The organism is Pseudomonas sp. G166, assembly GCF_037027455.2.
In the GTDB taxonomy this organism is placed as follows: domain Bacteria; phylum Pseudomonadota; class Gammaproteobacteria; order Pseudomonadales; family Pseudomonadaceae; genus Aquipseudomonas.
In genome coordinates this window covers 3,636,180-3,656,249 of sequence record NZ_CP146985.1, presented here as the reverse complement: position 1 = coordinate 3,656,249, position 20,070 = coordinate 3,636,180, and the positions used below count along the sequence as shown (strand labels likewise).

At 60.5% G+C, this 20,070-nt stretch carries 17 protein-coding genes; 5 read left to right on the top strand and 12 right to left on the bottom strand.

The window, feature by feature from the left end; translation table 11 throughout:
• Positions 1–7: 7 nt before the first annotated feature.
• The 5 genes from SGN16_RS15760 to SGN16_RS15740 all read right to left on the bottom strand — a co-directional run bounded on the left by SGN16_RS15760 (position 8) and on the right by SGN16_RS15740 (position 5,372).
• Positions 8–940 (bottom strand): sugar ABC transporter permease, encoded by a 933-nt coding sequence (locus SGN16_RS15760; RefSeq protein WP_210638956.1) that lies wholly within the window; start codon positions 938–940, stop codon positions 8–10.
• A 157-nt stretch (positions 941–1,097) separates the two neighbouring features.
• The gene (locus SGN16_RS15755) at positions 1,098–2,408 is read right to left on the bottom strand and encodes a sugar ABC transporter substrate-binding protein (protein ID WP_210638955.1); all 1,311 of its coding nucleotides are present in this window, start codon (positions 2,406–2,408) and stop codon (positions 1,098–1,100) included.
• Positions 2,409–2,642: 234 nt separating this feature from the next.
• Positions 2,643–3,548 carry an AraC family transcriptional regulator gene (locus tag SGN16_RS15750; protein ID WP_335945226.1) on the bottom strand — a complete coding sequence of 302 codons (906 nt, stop codon included), beginning with the start codon at positions 3,546–3,548 and terminating at the stop codon, positions 2,643–2,645.
• 82 nt (positions 3,549–3,630) lie between these two features.
• Entirely contained in the window at positions 3,631–4,923 is a 1,293-nt protein-coding gene (locus SGN16_RS15745; RefSeq protein WP_335945227.1) for a glycosyltransferase, read from the bottom strand.
• 77 nt (positions 4,924–5,000) lie between these two features.
• The gene (locus SGN16_RS15740; RefSeq protein WP_210638952.1) at positions 5,001–5,372 is read right to left on the bottom strand and encodes a response regulator; all 372 of its coding nucleotides are present in this window, start codon (positions 5,370–5,372) and stop codon (positions 5,001–5,003) included.
• Between the two features lie 263 nt (positions 5,373–5,635).
• On the opposite strand from SGN16_RS15740, the gene SGN16_RS15735 reads away from it, so the two are divergent.
• The 5 genes from SGN16_RS15735 to SGN16_RS15715 are packed head-to-tail and all read left to right on the top strand — an operon-like array spanning position 5,636 to position 12,173.
• Complete coding sequence (locus SGN16_RS15735) at positions 5,636–9,118, top strand: response regulator (RefSeq protein ID WP_335945228.1); 3,483 nt, start codon at positions 5,636–5,638, stop codon at positions 9,116–9,118.
• Positions 9,118–9,933 carry a protein-glutamate O-methyltransferase CheR gene (locus SGN16_RS15730; RefSeq protein ID WP_210638950.1) on the top strand — a complete coding sequence of 272 codons (816 nt, stop codon included), beginning with the start codon at positions 9,118–9,120 and terminating at the stop codon, positions 9,931–9,933. The genes SGN16_RS15735 and SGN16_RS15730 overlap by 1 nt, the downstream gene beginning before the upstream one ends.
• Positions 9,930–10,517: a chemotaxis protein CheB gene (locus SGN16_RS15725; RefSeq protein ID WP_210638949.1), complete on the top strand. Its 588-nt coding sequence runs from the start codon at positions 9,930–9,932 to the stop codon at positions 10,515–10,517. Before SGN16_RS15730 ends, SGN16_RS15725 begins: the two co-directional genes overlap by 4 nt.
• Positions 10,518–10,522: 5 nt before the next feature.
• The gene (locus SGN16_RS15720) at positions 10,523–11,803 is read left to right on the top strand and encodes a hybrid sensor histidine kinase/response regulator (RefSeq protein ID WP_210638948.1); all 1,281 of its coding nucleotides are present in this window, start codon (positions 10,523–10,525) and stop codon (positions 11,801–11,803) included.
• Positions 11,796–12,173, top strand: a complete 378-nt coding sequence (locus SGN16_RS15715) for a response regulator (RefSeq protein ID WP_335945229.1) — start codon at positions 11,796–11,798, stop codon at positions 12,171–12,173. The genes SGN16_RS15720 and SGN16_RS15715 overlap by 8 nt, the downstream gene beginning before the upstream one ends.
• A 92-nt stretch (positions 12,174–12,265) precedes the next feature.
• Here the strand turns inward: SGN16_RS15715 and SGN16_RS15710 are convergent, their stop codons facing one another.
• The 7 genes from SGN16_RS15710 to SGN16_RS15680 all read right to left on the bottom strand — a co-directional run bounded on the left by SGN16_RS15710 (position 12,266) and on the right by SGN16_RS15680 (position 20,041).
• Positions 12,266–13,936 carry a response regulator gene (locus SGN16_RS15710; RefSeq protein ID WP_335945230.1) on the bottom strand — a complete coding sequence of 557 codons (1,671 nt, stop codon included), beginning with the start codon at positions 13,934–13,936 and terminating at the stop codon, positions 12,266–12,268.
• A complete protein-coding gene (locus SGN16_RS15705; RefSeq protein WP_335945231.1) occupies positions 13,933–15,435 on the bottom strand; it encodes an ATPase domain-containing protein in 1,503 nt (500 codons plus the stop codon). The genes SGN16_RS15710 and SGN16_RS15705 overlap by 4 nt, the downstream gene beginning before the upstream one ends.
• Before the next feature lie 153 nt (positions 15,436–15,588).
• Positions 15,589–16,644, bottom strand: coding sequence for a tetratricopeptide repeat protein (locus SGN16_RS15700; protein ID WP_335945232.1), 1,056 nt, complete (start codon positions 16,642–16,644; stop codon positions 15,589–15,591).
• Positions 16,645–16,922: 278 nt separating this feature from the next.
• Complete coding sequence (locus SGN16_RS15695) at positions 16,923–17,690, bottom strand: SDR family oxidoreductase (RefSeq protein ID WP_335945233.1); 768 nt, start codon at positions 17,688–17,690, stop codon at positions 16,923–16,925.
• Positions 17,683–18,483, bottom strand: a complete 801-nt coding sequence (locus SGN16_RS15690; RefSeq protein ID WP_335945234.1) for an SDR family oxidoreductase — start codon at positions 18,481–18,483, stop codon at positions 17,683–17,685. Before SGN16_RS15690 ends, SGN16_RS15695 begins: the two co-directional genes overlap by 8 nt.
• Complete coding sequence (locus tag SGN16_RS15685; protein ID WP_335945235.1) at positions 18,476–19,297, bottom strand: molybdenum cofactor biosynthesis F family protein; 822 nt, start codon at positions 19,295–19,297, stop codon at positions 18,476–18,478. The genes SGN16_RS15690 and SGN16_RS15685 overlap by 8 nt, the downstream gene beginning before the upstream one ends.
• A 63-nt stretch (positions 19,298–19,360) precedes the next feature.
• Positions 19,361–20,041, bottom strand: coding sequence for a helix-turn-helix transcriptional regulator (locus tag SGN16_RS15680; protein WP_335945236.1), 681 nt, complete (start codon positions 20,039–20,041; stop codon positions 19,361–19,363).
• Positions 20,042–20,070: the final 29 nt, after the last annotated feature.

Sequence of the window (20,070 nt, the reverse complement as noted above, 5' to 3'; positions counted from 1 at the left end):
GACGGCCTCAATGCTTGTCGGTGAGGTTTTTGCCGATCATCCGGACCAGGATGATGGCGGCGATGTTGGCGATGACCACGGCAATCAGACCACCGGCCGAAGCCATGCCAACGTCGAACTGCACCAGCGCCTGGTTGTAGATCAGGTAGGCAAGGTTGGTCGAGGCGTAGCCAGGGCCACCGTTGGTGGTGGTGAAAATCTCGGCGAACACCGACAGCAGGAAAATCGTCTCGATCATCAGCACCACGGCAATCGGGCGGGCCAGGTGCGGCAGGGTCAGGTGCCAGAAGATCGCGATGGGGCCGGCACCGTCCAGGCGCGCGGCTTCTTTCTGTTCCTGGTCGAGGGACTGCATGGCGGTCATCAGGATCAGGATCGCGAAGGGCAACCATTGCCAGCTCACGATGATGATGATCGACAGCAACGGGTAGTGGGCCAGCCAGTCCACCGGTTGCGCGCCGAACAGTTTCCACACCGCAGCGAGAATCCCCGAGACCGGGTGGAAAATCAGGTTTTTCCAGATCAGCGCGCCCACCGTGGGCATGATGAAGAAGGGCGAGATCAGCAACACCCGGACGATGCCGCGGCCGAAAAACTCGCTGGCTTCCAGCAGCGCACTGATCAACACCCCGAGCACGATACTGATCAGCAGCACGCTGCCCACCAGCAACAGGGTATTGGTCGCGCCGGGCATGAAGCCCGAGTCGGTGAGGAAATAAGTGAAGTTCTCCAGCCCCACGAATTCGTTTTCGCCGGGGTAGAGCAGGTTGTAGCGGATCAGCGAGAAATAGACGGTCATGCCCAGCGGCACGATCATCCACAGCAGCAATAAGGCGACCGAAGGGCTGACCAGGAACCAGCCGGGGTTGGCCAGGCGGGTCTTGCGCGCCGGTTGCTGGAGTTCGATGGGGGCTTTGGCGGTTGTCGTTGAGCTATTCATGGCATTGAACCGATTTTTGCGGGCCTATGAAGATCCACTGTGGGAGCGAGCTTGCTCGCGATAGCGTCGTGTCAGTCACTCGCAATATTGGCTCGCAGGCCCTCATCGCGAGCAAGCTCGCTCCCACAGGAATCGGGAGCGGGCCTTGATGAGCTGACTACTTGGGATACCCAGCGCGTTTCATCTCGCGTTCGGTGGTGGATTGTGCGGCGGTCAACGCCTGGTCCACGGTCTGCTGGCCGGTCAGCGCGCCCGAGAAGAATTTGCCGACCTGGGTGCCGATGGCCTGGAACTCGGGAATGGTTACCAATTGGATGCCGATGTAGGGCACAGGCTTGAGGGTCGGTGCTTTCGGGTCGGCGACTTTCAACGACTCCAGGGTCACCTTGGCAAACGGCGCGGCCTTCATGTAGTCGTCGCTGTAGGTCGAGGTGCGTGTGCCCGGCGGTACGTTGGCAATGCCGTCGGTCTTGGCGACCAATTGGCCGTACTCCTTGGAAGTCGCCCAAGTGGTAAAGACCGTGGCGGCTTCCTTGGCTTTGGAGCTGGTGGGGATTGCCAGCGACCAGGAGTACATCCACGAGGTGCCTTTGTCGGTTTTTTCGTGGGGGGCGAAGGTGAATCCAACGTGATCGGCCACCTTGCTCTGGGTCTTGTCGGTGACGAACGAACCGGCGACGCTGGCATCGACCCAGATCGCGCATTTGCCGCTGTTGAACAGTGCCAGGTTTTCGTTGAAACCGTTGCTGGAAGCACCCGGCGGGCCGGATTTCTTCATGTTGTCGACGTAGAAGTTGAGCGCGTCTTTCCACTCGGGGCCATTGAATTGTGGCTGCCACTTCTCATCGAACCAGCGCGCACCAAAACCGTTGGCCAGGGTGGTGATGAGCGCCATGTTCTCGCCCCAACCGGCTTTGCCCCGCAGGCACAGGCCATACTGTTCCTTGCTCTTGTCGGTGAGTTTTTCCGCGAACTCTCCGATCTGGGTCCAGGTCGGGTGTTCGGGCATGGTCAGCCCGGCATCCTTGAACAGGTCGGTGCGGTAATAGGTGATCGAGCTTTCGGCATAGAACGGCAGGGCGTAGAGCGAGCCCTTGACCGACAGGCCTTCGCGTACCGATGGGAATATATCGTCGAGGGCGTAGCTGGCTGGCAGGTCCTTCATTGGCTCCAACCAGCCTTTGGCGCCCCAGAGTGCGGCTTCGTACATGCCAATGGTCAGTACGTCGAACTGCCCGCCCTGGGTGGCGATGTCGGTGGTCAGGCGCTGGCGCAGCACGTTTTCTTCAAGCACCACCCAGTTCAGCTTGATATCCGGATGTTCGGCCTCGAAGGTTTTCGAGAGCTTTTGCATGCGGATCATGTCGCTGTTGTTGACGGTGGCAATGGTGAGGGTCTGTGCGCCGAAACTGACGCTGCTGAGGGTCATGCAGGTGGAGACAAGCAGAGCTTTTACCGAAGGTTTCATCGCGCACTCCTTTTCCGCGCCCAGAAGGCTGCGGAAGGACAGTTATTGTTTTTGTGTCTTCCGGATGAAGGGAAGAATGTGCGCTGATTACAGCCCTCAATGGACGGCGTGACAAATCATCCGTCGCACTTATGCTGATACTTTTTTGCACTGGATAAGGTTTCAGGCGGGGAATTCATCTGTGGCGAGGGAATAAATCCCCTCGCCACAGGAGCGGGTTGTGCCTGAGAACGGTCAGCCCTGGTTCTGCTCGGTCAGCCGTTGCACCGCCAGCCGCCGGTAGTGGGAAGGGGTCATGCCCTTGAGTTGCTGGAAACGTCGGTTGAAGTTGGAAATGTTGTTGAAACCCGATTCGAAGCACACGTCCGTCACCGGTTTATCGCCATCGGCCAATAATTCGCAGGATTTGCTGATACGCAGGCGATTGACGAATTCGATGAAGCACCGGCCGGTGGCCTGTTTGAACACCCGGCTGAAGTAGGTGGGTTTCATGCCCAGGTGTTCGGCGACTTCTTCCAGGGACAATTCCCGGGCGTAATGGGCGAAGATGTAATCCACCGCGCGGTTGGTGCGGTCGATGCTGTGCTCGTCCGTCGATTGCGGGGTCGTGGCGCCGGAGAGCAGTTGGTAGTCGTCCGTGGCGGCCAGCAGCTCCATCAGAATGAAAAAATGCCCCAGGCGGCTCATGCCCTGGGAATCGGCGATGCGCTGCATCAGGATCATGGCCTGGCGGATGGTGCGCTTGCAGCGAAACTCGATACCGTACTGGGCGCGTTCAAGCAGTGGTGCGACGGTCTTGAGCTCGGCAAACACCTGGTGGCCGCTTTCGAATAACTCATCGGTGAAATTCACCAGCATGTCGCGCTTGGGCACCACTTCGTCCTCGGCCACCTGGCTGATCCAGTTGTGGGGCAGGTTGGGGCCGGTCAGAAACAGCGACTGCGGATAGAAGTTGCCGATGTAATCGCCAATGAACACTTTGCCGGAACTGGCGACGATCAGGTGCAGCTCGTATTCCTTATGGAAATGCCAGCGCACCAGCGGGCAGGGGAAGCCGTGCTGGCGATAGATGATGGACAGCCCGTTATGGTCGTCCATCAACTCGTAGGAAGGGTCGGTGACTCTGGCTGTTCGGGTCATTTGCCTGGCGCTTTTTTTGTTATCGCCGCTGGATAATGCCCCCTTCGCCGCACAGGTGCCACCCCGGATGGGATATTGGTGCCTAGCTGTTGCGGTTTTTTTCTTCGATCCACTGGGACATGTATTGGGTGCTCTTGTGCTGGTGGTGACGCAGCATGCTGCCGGTGAAATTGTCCCGGCGTCGTTGCGCAAGCTCGGCACGGCAGGCCGTGATGCTTTCAATCAGCGCCGGGCCATGTACCCGTCGCTGATAACGGTTTGCCAGCAAGTCCAGGCCGGCATCCTGGGCCTTGGTCCAGCGCGCCGGGTCGCTGTACAGCTGCACTGCGGCGCGGGCAATGTCTTCGGCGCTTTGGGCAATCGACCCAGGCCAGGGCAGTTCGCCGTGCATGGCCTCGGCGCCGATGGGCGTGGTGACGTTGGGCGTGCCGCAGAGCATGGCCTCGATCAGTTTGCCCTTGATGCCGGCGCCGAAACGCAATGGTGCCAGGCAGATACGTGCCGCCGACATCACCTGCAAGGCGTCTTCGGCCCAGTTCATGATGTGGAAGCCCTGGGCCGGGTTGTGCAGCGCGGCAGCCTTGGGTGGGGTGTAGGCCCCGTATAGATGCAGTTGCGCACCGGGCAGTTGCTGACGGATCAGCGGCCAGATGGCGTTTTTCATCCAGAGCACCGCGTCCCAGTTTGGCGCGTGGCGGAAGTTGCCGATGCTCAAGAAGTGCGCCCGGTTTGCGAACGGCACGAGCGGCTCACTCGGCAGGTCGAGCATCAGCGGGCACCAGAGCAGCAGGCTGCGAGGCAACTTGAAGTGTTCCACCAGCAGTTCGATTTCAACCTCGGACACCATCAGGTTGAGGTCGCAGCGGTACAGGGCGGCGATTTCCCGTTGGGCCAGGTCGGTGCCGGCCATCAGCTCGAATTCGTCATGCAGGGCGGGGGCGAACAGGTCGCTGAAATCCTGGGAAGCGTCGTCGGCTTTCAAGCGATCCTTCAGGCGATGATGGCGAGCATGACGCAGACTTTGCAGATCGGAGGTCTCCAGCACACGCAGGGCGTCGGGGCAGTTTTTCTCGACACGCCAGCCGAACTGTTCCTCCATCATGAACTGGTCGAACAACACGATATCCGGAGCCAGCTCACGGATGAACGCGTCGAAACGGCTGCTATTGAGTTCGATCGGCACTTCGCGGATGCCCAGTGCGACCAGGTCCGCGCGGTTTTCGCCTGGGTTTGCCGGGCTGCTGAACGTAATGTCCCAGCCTTGCCCGAGGAAGGTTTCCAACAGTTGCATGACATGTCCGCCGGCCGCCGATGAGCGTGGCTCGGGCCAGACATAGCCGATAACCAGGACCTTGGTGGCGGTGGGATGAGGCATGAGCAGGTATTCCCTAGAGACGAATCAGGCGCAGTCGGCGCGCGGGGCGCCGATAGTGACCAAGAATCCGTTTGGGCTCAAGCAAGAATGCTTTTGACCTTGTCACGCAATTGATCGATGGAGAAGGGCTTGCCGATCACTGCCATGTCCTCAGGCACATCAATGCTTTCGGCATAACCACTGGCAAACAGAATGGCCAGCCCCGGGCGTACCAATCGGGCCTGCTTCGCCAGTTCGCGACCGTCCATCACCGGCAGGCCGACATCCGTCATCATCAGGGCGATGGGTTGTTCGTCGTCGCGCAAAAACGCGAGTGCCTGTTCACAACCGTCCGCCTCCAACACCTGGTATTCCAGCTCTTCCAGCACATCGACGATCAACATACGCACAATGTCGTCGTCTTCGACGACCAGGATGCAAGGCTGAGTGGCGGAAGAGGGGGTGGACATAATAGGTATTCTCAAAAAAAAGATGGGGGCGGGACGGGCACAAAAAAACGGCCTCATGCATGAGTAAGTTGCGAGGCGGCACAAGTTCCCTGAGTTGTACAAGAAAGGATCTATAGTACAAGAGCTGACAAGGATAGTCGCTTCCTTGCTACAAGGCTGAACGCCGTGGGATTAGTGTCTTTGTCTCGTCAGAAATGTGGATCCAACCGATGTTTTTCGGGCACACTCCACGGTCTTCAACTGTCCACCAAGGCCCTTATTCCATGACTCCTTCGTCTTCGGTTGACGAGCAAAGTTTTCGTAAACTCTTGATCCGCAATATCAGCCTGCCACTGGGCATGGGCGCCCTCAGTGCGGTGTTTTTCATCGTGCTGATCACCTATCTGCTGTCGGTGATCCAATGGGTCGGGCACACCGACCGGGTGATCAACAATGCCAACGAAGCGCTCAAGCTGAGCGTGGACCTGGAAACCGGCATGCGTGGCTACCTCTTGAGCGGCGACGAGCATTTCCTCGACCCCTATGAAGTCGCCAAGCCGCGTATAGCCGTTGCGCTGGATACATTGCTGGAATTGACAGCCGACAACCCCGTTCAGACCGACCGCCTGCACAAGGTGCAAGCGCTCCAGGTGGAATGGGCCAGCTATGCCCAGAGCATGATCGACCTGCAACGCAGCAGCGGCGATTACCGGGGGGCGGTGAAGGCCGGGCGTGGCAAGCGTTTGACCGACGAAATCCGTAAGACTTTCGAAGACATCGTTGAAACCGAACAGCATCTGCGGGCGGCGCGCAACGACGAGGTGCGCACCACTACCGTCTGGAGCATTACCCTGTATCTGCTGTTCGTTGCCGCCGTCAGCGGATTGCTGGCCTACATTGGCCGCCGGGACCTGTTGACCCTGTCCAGCAACTACAGCGCGAGCCTGAAAGTGCAACAGCAGAGCGCTTTACACCTGGAGAAACAGGCTTGGCTGCGCAATGGCCAGACGCTGTTGGCCGAGCAGGTCCTGGGGCAACTGACGTTGAGCCTGCTGGGACGCAACATCCTGCAGTTTTGTGCGCAATACATGGGTACTGTCGTGGCGGCACTTTACGCGCGGGAAGAAAATGGCCAGCTCAAGCGCGTGGCCACGTATGGCATGTCCCGGGAGGAGGACGAACGGCATCAGGTGATCGTCGCCGGCGAGGGCATTGTTGGCCAAGCCGTACAGCAAGGGCGGCCGATCCGCTTGGATGATGTGCCCAGAGATTACCTTAAAGTCAGCTCCGGATTAGGCCAGGGCTTGCCCAACAGCGTGGTCGTGGTGCCGACCAGCGACGACGACCGGATCAACGGCGTCATCGAACTGGGTTTCCTGCGCCCACTGACTGACCGCGACCTGGAACTGCTTGAGCTGGTGGCCGGCAACATTGGTACTTCCATTGAAGCGGCGCGTTATCGTCAACGCTTGCAGGAAGTACTGGCCGAAACCCAACAGTTGAATGAGGAACTGCAAGTCCAGCAGGAAGAGCTCAAGACGGCCAACGAAGAACTGGAAGAACAGTCGCGCATTCTCAAGGAATCCCAGGCTCACCTGGAAACCCAGCAACAGGAACTGGAGCAGACCAACGAGCAACTGGCCGAGCAGCGTGATGCCATGGACCAGAAGAACAGCGAGCTGAACCTGGCCCAGATCCAGTTGCAAGAACGTGCCGAAGAACTGCAACGCTCGAGCAAGTACAAGTCCGAGTTCCTGGCCAACATGTCCCATGAGCTGCGTACGCCGCTCAACAGTTCGCTGATCCTGTCCAAGCTGCTGGCGGAGAACCCGCAGAAAAATCTCAGCGAGGAGCAGGTCAAGTTTGCCGAGTCGATCTACTCTGCGGGTAACGACCTGTTGAACCTGATCAACGACATTCTCGACATCTCCAAGGTCGAGGCCGGGAAGCTGGAAGTGCGCCCGGAAAACACCAGCGTGCCGCGCCTGGTGGAGGGGTTGCGCGAGATGTTCATGCCGTTGGCGGCAGAAAAGGGCCTGGGCTTCGAGGCAGAGGTGCTGGCCGACGCACCGTCGATGCTGTACACCGACCGCCAGCGCCTGGAGCAGGTGATCAAGAATCTGCTGTCCAACGCCGTGAAGTTCACCGAGCGGGGGGCCGTGCGCCTGTCCGTGGTCGGTCAGCCGGGTTCAGGCATTGCCTTTATCGTGCGCGACTCCGGCATCGGCATCGCTGCCGACCAGCAGCAAAGCATCTTCGAGGCCTTCCGCCAGGCCGATGGCACCACCAACCGCCGTTACGGCGGCACCGGCCTGGGGTTGTCGATTTCCCGAGACCTGGCCACGCTGCTGGGTGGTTCGATCTCAGTCACCAGCGAACCAGGACAGGGTAGCGTGTTCACACTGGTCTTGCCTGAGCGCTATGTCGAGCCGGGGCCAACCCCGACCGAACCGAGAGTCTTCACACCGACGGCCACCGAGCCGACGCCGGGCGCCAAAAAACCGGCCCCGGCACCGCTGACCGCCCAGGTGGACACACCTATCGCTCGGTTCGCCGATGACCGCGACAAGGCCCCGTTCGACACCCGCTGCATCCTGGTGATCGAAGACGAGCCCGAGTTTGCCCGGATCCTGTTCGACCTGGCCCACGAACTCGGCTACCAGTGCCTGGTGGCCCATGGCGCCGATGAGGGCTTCGACCTGGCCTCGCACCTGAGCCCCGACGCGATCCTGTTGGACATGCGCCTGCCGGATCATTCCGGGCTGACGGTGTTGCAACGGCTCAAGGAACAGGCCGGAACCCGGCATATTCCGGTGCACGTGATTTCCGTCGAGGACCGCGTCGAAGCCGCGATGCACATGGGCGCCATCGGTTATGCGGTCAAGCCGACCACCCGCGAAGAGCTCAAGGACGTGTTCGCTCGCCTGGAAGCCAAACTGACCCAGAAGGTCAAGCGGGTGCTGCTGGTGGAAGACGATGACTTGCAACGTGACAGCATTACCCGCCTGATCGGCGATGACGATATCGAGATCACCGCCGTTGGCTTGGCGCAACAGGCCCTGGACCTGCTGCGCACGAATGTCTACGACTGCATGATCATCGACCTCAAGCTGCCGGACATGCTGGGCAATGACTTGCTCAAGCGCATGTCTACCGAGGAGATCTGTTCGTTCCCACCAGTGATCGTCTACACCGGGCGTAACCTGACCCGTGATGAAGAGGCCGAGCTGCGCAAGTATTCGCGTTCGATCATCATCAAGGGCGCCCGCTCGCCAGAGCGCCTGTTGGATGAGGTGACACTTTTTCTGCACAAAGTCGAATCCCGGTTGTCCCATGAACGGCAACGGATGCTCAAGACTGCCCGCAGCCGTGACAAGGTTTTCGAAGGCCGCAAGGTGCTGCTGGTGGACGACGATGTGCGCAACATCTTTGCCCTGACCAGTGCCCTGGAGGCAAAAGGGGCGATCGTGGTCATCGGCCGTAATGGTTATGAGGCGATCGAACGCCTGAATGAGGTCGACGACATCGACCTGGTGTTGATGGACGTGATGATGCCGGAGATGGACGGTTTCGAAGCCACCGCGCTGATCCGCAAGGACCCGCGCTGGCGCAAACTGCCGATCATTGCCGTAACGGCCAAGGCCATGAAGGATGATCAGGAGCGCTGCCTGGCGGCGGGTTCCAACGATTACCTGGCCAAGCCGATCGACCTGGATCGTCTGTTCTCGCTGATTCGCGTGTGGTTGCCGAATATGGAAAGAATTTAGTGGAACGTGACACTGACATTGAACTGCGTTTGTTGATCGAAGCGATCTACCTCAAGTACAGCTACGATTTTCGGGACTACTCCGGCGCGTCCATCAAGCGCCGGGTCCACCATGCGCTGAGCCAGTTCGAGTGCAAGACCATCTCGGCGTTGCAGGAGCGGGTGCTGCACGACCCGGGCGTGTTCATGCAATTGCTGCAATTGCTGACGATCCCTGTCAGCGAGATGTTTCGCGACCCCTCGCATTTCCTGGCGATTCGGGAGGAAGTGGTGCCGCTGCTCAAGACTTACCCGTCGATCAAGATCTGGATCGCTGGGTGCAGCACCGGGGAAGAGGTCTATTCCATGGCGATTCTATTACGTGAGGAAGGCCTGCTCGACCGTACGCTCATCTATGCCACCGATATCAATCCCCGCTCGCTGGAAAAAGCCAAGCAGGGCATTTTTTCCCTGGAAAACGTCCGGACCTACACGCAAAACTACCAGCGTGCTGGAGGCCGGCGATCGTTTGCCGATTACTACACCGCCGCCTACGATTACGCGATGTTCGACAAAACCTTGCGTGAGAACGTGACCTTTGCCGATCACAGCCTGGCAACTGACAGTGTTTTTTCAGAAACTCAATTAATTTCGTGCCGTAACGTATTGATTTACTTCAATAAGAAACTGCAAGATCGTGCGTTCGGATTGTTTCACGAGTCTCTCTGCCACCGTGGTTTCCTGGTGCTGGGCAGCAAGGAGACGCTGGACTTCTCAGCTTATGGCCATCAGTTCGAAGCGCTGGTCAAACAGGAACGGATCTATCGCAAGTTATGAACCATACGATGGACAGATCCAGGTCCCGAATCCAGGCCATTGCCGTCGGCGCATCCGCTGGCGGCGTCGAAGCGCTGCTCAAGGTATTCGGCCAACTGCGCAAAGGTTTCAGTGTGCCGATACTGGTGGTGCTGCATTTGCCGGATGAGCGCCAGAGCCAACTGGCCCAGGTGTTTGGCTATCGTCTCGCCGTGCCGGTGGAGGAAGCCCAGGACAAGCAGGACGTCGTGCCCGGCACCTTGTACGTGGCTGCGCCCGGCTACCACTTGTCGGTCGAGGCCGACCGCAGTTTGTCGTTGAGCCTGGAGGACCCGGTGCATCATTCGCGGCCGTCCATCGATGTGCTGTTCGAATCGGCGGCCGATGTCTACGGCCCGAACCTGCTGGCGGTGGTCCTCACCGGTGCCAACAACGACGGTGCCAAGGGCTTGGCCAGGGTGCGGGAGCTGGGTGGCATCACGGTGGTCCAGGATCCCCGGGAGGCACAGGTATCGACCATGCCCGAAGCGGCGCTGGCTTTGCATGAGCCCGACCATATCCTTACTTTGCAAGACATCGGCCAGTTGCTGGCCGGGTTGGAATGAACCACATGCCAAGAGATATTCAAGCCAAGCTGCTGATCGTGGACGATCTGCCAGAGAATCTGTTGGCCCTGGATGCATTGATCAAACGCGACGACCGGGAGGTCTTCAAGGCCCTGTCGGCTGATGAAGCACTGTCGCTGCTGCTACAGCATGAGTTTGCCCTGGCCATCATCGATGTGCAGATGCCGGGAATGAACGGTTTCGAGCTGGCCGAGCTGATGCGCGGCACGGAGAAGACCCGCAGCATCCCGATCATTTTTGTCAGCGCCGCCGGTCGTGAGCGCAACTATGCCTTCACCGGCTATGAAAGCGGGGCGGTGGACTTTCTGCACAAGCCGCTGGATACCCACGCGGTCAAAAGCAAGGTCAATGTATTCGTCGAACTCTATCGCCAGAGAAAGGCGATGAAGGAGCAGGTCGTTGCCCTGGAGCAGAGTCGCCGGGAGCAGGAGATTCTGTTGCAGCAGTTGGAAGCCACGCGCAGCGAGCTGGAGCAGGCGGTGCGGATGCGTGATGACTTCATGTCGATCGTCGCCCACGAGGTGCGTACGCCCCTCAATGGCCTGATTCTCGAGACGCAACTGCGCAAGATGCACTTGGCCCGGGACAACGCCGCAGCCTTCAGCCTGGACAAGGTGCGGGCGATGGTCGAGCGCGACGAACGCCAGATCAAGAGCCTGATCCGATTGATCGAAGACATGCTGGACGTCTCGCGGATTCGCACCGGCAAGTTGTCGATCCGGCCTACGCGTTTCAACCTGACGGCGCTGGTGCAGAACCTGCTGCACAATTTCCAGCCGCAGATCGCGGCGGCCGAATGTTCATTGATCTGTACCGCAGAGCCGGCGGTGGAGGGCTTCTGGGATGAGTTTCGGATCGAGCAGGTGGTGTCGAACCTGCTGACCAACGCCTTGCGCTACGGCGGCAAGAGCCCGATCGAGGTGCGCGTCTACAAGACCCCTGGCCATGCTTGCGTCGAGGTCCAGGATCACGGCATCGGCATCAGCGAAGAAAACCAGCGGCGCATCTTCCAGCAATTCGAGCGGGTATCCTCCAAGGCAGTCGCCTCCGGCCTGGGCCTGGGCCTGTACATCTCCGAGCAGATTGTGTCCGCTCATGGCGGGACGATCACGGTCAACAGCCGCCTCAACGAAGGGGCGTTGTTTCGTGTTTGTCTACCCTTGCAGAAAACGGCCTTGCACAAAACCGTCGAACAGACGCAACCTCTGGGTGACCCTAAGGTCGTATCAGCAGCTATTGATCGAACAAAGGCTTCTCATGAGTGAAGATGCGCAAGACGTTGTACTGATTGTCGAGGATGACCCGTCGATCCTGATGGTGTTGTCTGCTTATTTATCAGGTGAAGGGTATCGGATACTGCAGGCAGAAAACGGCGAGCAGGCGTTCGAGATCCTGGCGAGCAAACCCCACCTGGACATGATGATCACCGACTTCCGCCTGCCGGGCGGCATCACCGGCGTGCAGATCGCTGAACCGGCGGTCCGATTGCGCCCCGACCTGAAAGTCATCTTCATCAGCGGCTACGCGCAGGAAGTGCGCGACACCGACAGCCCGATCACCCGCAAGGCCCCGATCCTGGATAAACCCTTCGACCTGGATGAGTTGCAAAACATCATGCAGTCCATGCTGTCGTAGGTTTTGTTTGGACCGGGGACATGGCTTGTGGCGAGGGGGCATCCCCTCGCCACAGGTTTACCACCCTGGCCCCGATCGCAATTACCATCGCCTCAAATCTTGATCATCTCCCGCACCTTGGCGGTCAACAAGTCAAAGGTGAACGGCTTGGTGATCATCTGCATGCCCGGGTCAAGGAAGCCGCCACGTACCGCTGCATGCTCGGCGTACCCGGTGATGAACAGCACCCGCAGGTCCGGGCGGATCTGCCGACCGATTTCCGCCAGTTGCCGGCCATTCATGCCCGGCAGGCCGACGTCGCTGATCAACAGATCGATGCGTTGGCCTGACTGGAGAATCGGCACCGCCTGGTTGGCGTCAGCGGCCTCGACAAAGGCGTAACCCAACTCACTCAATACGGCACTGACCAGCACCCGCACCGCCGGATCGTCTTCGACGATCAGCACCGTCTCGCCATCCTGTGCGTTCGGCGCGTGCTGCGTGACGACCTGGGTTTCTTGTACCTGTTCACCAATGAAGCGGGGCAGGTAAAGATTGACCGTGGTGCCTTTGCCGACTTCGCTGTCGATGGTCACATGACCGCGCGATTGCTTGCTGAACCCATAGATCATCGACAGGCCGAGCCCGGTGCCTTGGCCGATCGGCTTGGTGGTGAAGAATGGGTCGAAGGCGCGATTGATGATTGCTTCGGGCATGCCGCAGCCGGTGTCCTGCACACTCAGAACCACGTAATCGCCGGGCTCCAGGTTGGAGAAGGCATCGGTGAAGCCGGCATCCAGGTGGCGGTTGAACGTCTGCACCGCCAACTTGCCGCCGGTCGGCATCGCGTCACGGGCGTTGAGCACCAGGTTGAGCAGGGCGCTTTCCAGTTGGTTGGGGTCGGCTTCGGCGATCCAGAGCTGATCGTCCAACTGCATGTCCAGCCGGATGCTTTCGTTGAGGCTGCGTTGCAAAAGCTCCCCCATGGACAGCACCAGCGTGTTCATCTGAACAGCCTTGGAGTCCAGCGATTGTCGCCGGGAAAAGGCCAGCAGGCGATGGGTCAGGCCCGCTGCGCGGTTGGCGGAGGTCACACCCAGGTCGATCAGACTGTCCAGATCCTCGGTGCGGCCCCGGGCCAGGCGCCGACGCAGCAGTTCCAGGCTGCCGATGATCCCGGTGAGCATGTTGTTGAAGTCATGGGCAATACCGCCAGTGAGCTGGCCGACGGCTTCCATTTTCTGCGATTGGCGCAGGGCCTCTTCGTTGTGCCGCAGTTGAGCGGTGCGCTCTTCCACCTGCTGCTCGAGGGTTTCGAGGGTCGTTTGCAGGCGCAGTTCACTGTTGCTGAGGTCGATCAGGCGGTCTCGCGCCTCGTACTGCCTTCGGCGACCACGTACTGCAGTGGTCACCAGGCTGACCAGGGTTACCGGGTGAAAAGGACGCTCGAGGAAGGTCACGTTACCCAGTTGCGCGCCGATGCGGGCCGCCGGATTCTGCTCGGGGCCGCCGTGGTGGGTCAGCAGGACGATAGGCAGGTCGGACCAGGCCGGTTGCTGCTCGATATGCAGTAGCAACGTTTCCAGATCCGGCCCGACCAGGGCTTCGGAGGACACCACCAGCAGCCCGGCGCCGTGCTCCAGCTCCTCGCACAGGTGCGCCAGATGGCGACAGATGAGGCCGGCAAAGCCGGCTTCGTTGAGGATCATCAGGGCGATCTGGCTGTCCCGTCCCAGCGGAGCGAGGATCAATGCCCGCTCCGACAGGGGCTCGGTCAACGTCACGGTAGGTCATCCTTGAGCAACGGGTTATCCGCTCCGACATAGTTCGGCACTCCGCGCAATACCCCCTGGAACGCTTCCAGCGGTTCGCCGATGGTCATGCCCTGGGGGCTGATGCGGTATTCGCGAATGGTGGATTCGTGGCTGCCGGTGCGTTTCTTGATAATGGATATTGCGCGGCGAACCTTGCCCAGTGCTTCGAAGTAACGCAGCAGAATCACCGTGTCGGCCAGGTAGGTGATGTCCACAGGCGCTTGCATATCGCCCACCAGGCCGTGCTGGGCCACGGTCATGAAGGTCGCCGCGCCCCTGCGGTTCAAATAGAGCAACAGTTCATGCACATGCAGCACCAGGGCATTTTCCTCTGGCATGGCGGCCTGGTAGCCGTTGATGCTGTCGATCACTACGGTCTTGATGTTGCTTTCATCGACGCAACGGCGCACCCGATGTGAGAATTCGCCGGGAGACAGCTCGGCAGCGTCCACCTGTTCGATCACCAGGTTGCCGGTTTTTCTCAGTGCCTCCAGGTCGATGCCTACGTTCTTCATGCGCTCGAACAGCAGGCCCAACTCTTCGTCGAAGATGAACAGCGCGGCTTTCTCGCCACGCTGCACGGCAGCGGCGGCAAAGATCATCGAAATCAAGGACTTGCCGGTGCCGGCGGGACCCAGGATCAACGTGCTGGAGCCGGTTTCGATACCGCCACCGAGCAGGGCATCCACGCCACTGAGGCCGCTGGAGAGCTGTTTGCGCAGATACTGCCCTCGGTGTTCGGCGGCCACCAGGCGCGGGAAAACATGGATGCCGTCGCCCATGATGGTGAAATCGTGAAAGCCGCCGCGGTATTTTTGCCCGCGATACTTCACCACCCGGATCCGTCGCCGCTCGGCGCCGTAATTGGGGGTCAGTTCTTCCAGGCGAATCACCCCGTGGGCGACGCTGTGCACGGTCTTGTCCAGGGACTCGGTGGTCAAGTCGTCCAGCAGCAACACGGTGGCATCGTAGCGCACGAAGTAGTGTTTGATTGCCAGGATCTGGCGGCGATAGCGCAGGGAGCTTTGCGCCAGCAGGCGGATCTCCGACAGGCTGTCGAGCACCACCCGGGTTGGCTTGACACGCTCGACCACTTCGAAAATCTGGCGGGTCGCCTCGCCCAGCTCCAGGTCCGAGGAATACAACAGGCTTTGCTGATGCTCGGCATTGAGCAGGCTTTCGGGCGGGGTCAGCTCGAAGATATGGACGTTTTCATCGATCGTCCAGCCGTGGGACGCCGCACCCTGGCGCAGTTCACGCTCGGTTTCCGACAGCGTGATGTACAACGAGCGCTCACCGGCCTTGGCACCGGCCAGCAGGAATTGCAACGCGACTGTGGTTTTACCGGTGCCGGGTTCCCCTTCCAGCAGGAACACATGGCCGCGGGACAGACCACCGGAAAGGATATCGTCCAACCCTTCGATACCGGTGGCGGCTTTTGCGCTGATCAACTCGTTAGATGTAGACAAAAATAGCCCTCTCATGACTAGGGAAGTGGGCAGCAGGCTGGAGTACGCCTGAGAATGAACTGCCTGAACACTTGACCTTTTGCGATGATGGCGGTTCCGCTTTCTGTTGCAAAACGAGGTCTACTGCACAACTTCTGGCTGGCGGTGCGATGCCTAAAGGCCTTGCTGCAACGCCGGATCGTCGGGGTTGAGCTGCTCGAGCTGGGCCAACAGGATCTGCACATTCTGCAGCTGTCCGGTCTCCTTCCAGTAGTTGATCAACAACACCCGGGCCTTGCGGTCGGCGGGGTAGCGCTGGACGATTTCCTGCAGTTGTTTCTGCGCGGCTTCCAGTTCCTGCTCGGCGTGCAGGGTGGTTGCCAGGTCATAACGGTAAGTCCGGTTATTGGGCTCCAGTTCCACGGCTTTGGCCAGGCCCAGTACCGCGTATTCGTTCTGGCCATGTTGCAGCAGCCACATGCCCAATGCATGTTGCAGATAAGCCGAGTTGGGTTGGGTTTGCAACTGCCGGGCAAGTAACTGCCTTGCGGTTTCGCCCTGGCCCAGTTTGTCCAGCACTTCGATCTGCATGACCAGTGCCGGCAGGTTGTCCGGTTGCAGGCGCAAGGATTGTTCCAGCGCCTGCTGGGCCTTTTTCAACTCGGCATTGTGCAGGTGCAGGCGGGCGAGCTGATAGAAGGACTCGGCGGTCTGCGGGCCGTCCCCAAGCACCTGCTCCCAGGTATCGATGGCGAGCTGCATCGCGCCGAAATACAGGCCCAGGTCGTCAGGTGACGAGCCCAGCAGGGCGTTCACGGCGGCGAACCGGACGTTCTGGTCGTCATCATCGAGCAACGGCCCCAGCAGCAGGCTGCGTTGGCCGGTCGGCACCAACCCGACGATGCTGGCAATGGCTGCTCGACGTACGTCTGGCGATTCGCTGTGCAGGTCCGCAGCCGCCAGCTTGAGGGCTTGCGGGCTTGGGTAGTTGGGCAGCTCGGCGTGCAGCCACACGCGCCGCTTGGGCGAGAGGTCCGGGCGTCCCAGCTGCTGATAAAGCACCCGCGCCGCGCCCGGCTGCCCGTTGCGGGCCTTTTCCAAGGCTTCACTGTAGCCACGCTTGATCGCTTCGGGGATTTGCGGGGTGGTGCTACGTAGCCACACTGCGACGAGACCGATCACCAACAGGACGGACAGGCTGATAAGCAGGTAGCGGCGGGGCAGGTGCATGCAGGAAATCCATAACCAGAAGCGTGAAGTGTCGCAAGCTTCGGTCAGGCGCGGGCCTGAGTCAAACCTTAAGGACGCTTCGGGCGATGACGTGGGCTTCATCCAGACCGCGTCATCGTTGATCGCGAGCAAGCTCGCTCCCACAGGGATTGGTTGTGGAAGCAGACTTTGTGATTGCCCCGCAATGTGGGAGCGAGCTTGCTCGCGATGGCGGCGGCACATTCGACATTTGAGCAGGCAGGTCTACCACTATTGCCGGAAGAACCCGGCTCCCAAACTCAAACCTCCGGCAAAGTCGAGCCACCATCGACCACCAGGGTTTGCCCGGTGACATACGCGGCCAAGTCTGATGCCAGGAACAGCATGGCCCCGGCGATGTCGCTCGGCTTGCCCAGTCGCCCCAGCGGCACCCGGCGGGCGATGTCCTGGTTGACTTCATCATCCCCGAGGTTCGTCATGGCCGGTGTTGCGATCATGCCGGGCTCGACGCCGTTGACGCGCACATTCTCAGCTGCCAGTTCCAGCGCCGCATTGCGTATGAAACCGTTGACCCCGGCCTTGGATGCCGCGTAGTGGCTCAGGCCCGGATAGGCCACTCGCGGACCGGTGACCGAGGAGGTCACCAGCACGCAACCCTGGCCCTGGCGCCGGAACATCGGCAGTGCGGCCTGGGTCAGCCAGAACAGCGCCGACAGGTTCACCGCCAGCGTTCGCTCAAGTACCGGCGGTGTGATCAGGGCGAAGGGCGTCAGCGGGAAATACCCGGCGTTGTGCACCAGGATATCCAGTCTTCCCAGGCGTTGCTCCAGCCCGGCCATCATCCCGGAGATCGCCGTGGCGTCGGCCAGGTCGACACCTACGGCGTCCACCTGACTACCCTGGGCAGTCAATTGGCTCGCCACTGCCTCAGCCTGCGCCAGACCGAGGTCGGCGATCACCACGCGAGCCCCGCGCATAGCGAAGGCTTCGACGATGGCCCGGCCAATGCCTTGGGCCCCGCCGGTCACCAGCATGGTTTTGCCGCTGAAATCCAGGTCATCAGGCATGGGGCTGCTCCATCCGACTGAACGCCAGGGTTGGCACGTCTACGATGCTGGAACCGCCGTCGGCCACCAGCGTCGCACCGGTGATGATCGAGGCTTGTTCCGATGCCAGGAAGCGACAGGCATTGGCAATCTCCTGCGCGCTGGCGGGGCGGCGCAACGGCACATCGGCGCAGACCTGGTCGTAGGCCTGTTGCAGCGTCTGGCCATGAAACTGCATCAGTACCTGCATTTCCTCATCGGCCATTGGCGTGCGCACCCAGCCGGGGCAGACGGCGTTGACTCGTACGCCTCTGGGGCCATAGTCCCGCGCCAGGGAGCGGTTCAGGCCCAGCAGCGCATGCTTGGTGGTGGTGTAGCCGCAGACGTGCGGTCCTGCCGCCAATGAAGCAATGGAGGCGATCAATACAATGGCGCCGGCACTTTCTTGCAGCAGCGGCAGGCAAGCCCGCGCGCTGTAGAAGGCGCTGTCGAGGTTGCTGCGCAGTGCCGCTTCCCAGGACTGCGGGCTGGTCTCGGTGGCGCTGCCCAAACCCATGCCGCCGGCACAGGCCAGCAACACATCGAGTCGGCCATGGCGCTCGCGGATTTGTGCGATGAAACCGTCCCAGGTCGTTGGGCAGGCGGCATCGCCCACCAACACCAGGCCGCCGATTTCCTCGGCCAGTTGCTCCAGGGGCTCGCGGCGCCTGCCGATCAACACCAGGTTGGCGCCTTCGGCGGCATACGAACGGGCGCAGGCGGCACCGATACCGGTGCCGGCGCCGGTGATCACGATGGTGCGTAATTCAGGCATCGGGATACTCCGTCCGGTTCAGCACCTGGCAGTAGGAACTGATCGGGAAATTGGAAAACTCGTCGAAGGACGCTCCGGCGTAACCGAAAATCTTGCCGTCGCTGCGGTGCTGTTGTAGGTCGATCAACACCAGGCCCAGGGTCGGGATGATCTTTTCCCGCCAGACGAACAGGTACAACTGATCGGTGATTTTGTAGGTGTCGCAGCGATCGGTGTCGCACAGGCCTTGTTCAACACCCTTGAGGCATTGCCAGGCGTAGAACTGCTCGTTCAGGTAAATGTGTTCGTAGACCTCGCTCGGGCTGTAGCGATACAGGTTGCGCAACCCCACCAGTTCGCCGGTCGGTACGTGCGGGCACAGGCCTGGCTGCCAAGGGCGGTCGAGGCTGCCGTGGAGAAATTGCACTTCAACCGAGGTCAGTGGCTTGCCGGCCAAGGCGCGGCTGTAAAGGCCTTCACGGGTTTGCTCCGGCGCGGGCATACGGCCGAGCACGGCAGTGAATGCAGCGCTGGCGGTATCGAGCACAAGGCTGACCGAGAAGGTTTGAGCGCCTTCACCCTTGAGGAAATCCACCAGGTACAGGCCTGGGCGTACCGACGTGGCTCGATACGACGCGGTGCCGCTGGGGTGCCCGTCAGCCGCGTCCCAGGACACGGTGTCTTGTTCAAATCGATGCTCGATCTGCCAGCCATTGGCGAAATTCAGGGTGAAGGCCTTGTTCTTCAAATCGGCCAGGTTGGGCAGGATGAAAGCTTCAGGGGCGAAGCCGTCGGCCAGGGCGCCGACGGTGATCCAGTCTGTAGGTGTGCTCATTGCAAGGCTCCGGTTGGATAAGATAGCCACCCGGATCATGCGGTTCTGAGCAAGGTTGGCCTATCAACCGAATGGTTGAACCGGCGGGAGGAACAGGGCGCTGACCAACTCGGTACGACTGCTTACACCCACTTTGCGGAACAGGTTGATCAGGTGGGTCTTGATGGTCGGCAAGCCCACGTCCAGCTCCCGGGCCAATTGCTTGTTGCTCACGCCCTGGCGCAACAGCAATGCGATCTGGCGCTCCTTGGGTGTCAGGTCGCTTAATGCGTCCTCATGGGGGGGAAGATGGGCGACGGCCAGTTGCAGCAGGGTCTGCAACGCCGTGAGTTGGGTCAACTGCTGGTGGGTGAAGGCACCTTGTTCGGCGGTGCGCAACAACGAAATGGCGGCCTGGGGCTGACCGTTCCGGTGGGCGAAGACTTCCACGACATCCACAACGCCATAGCGCTGCAAGAAGCTGCGATAGCGATGGTTGTCCCGTATCGGTTGACGGGCCATCGCCAGGCCCAGGGGCACCACGGCCAAACCGCTGGACAGGCAATTGCGCGGTTGCAACGGGTCGAACTGGCGATAGTTGTCCAGATAATCGCGATGCATCTCGCCGCTCATGCCTTGCAGGCTGAAGTCATGGGCTTGCAGGTGCCGGTCGACGCAGTAGAAAGCCGCCCGGCTGACGGGAATGAGCTGGGTGAACGCGTGCAGGCAGTGGCCGGCGATGTCCTGGGTGGGGATGACGTTCATGGTCGCGACCTTCGTCAAGAGGCCGCCGG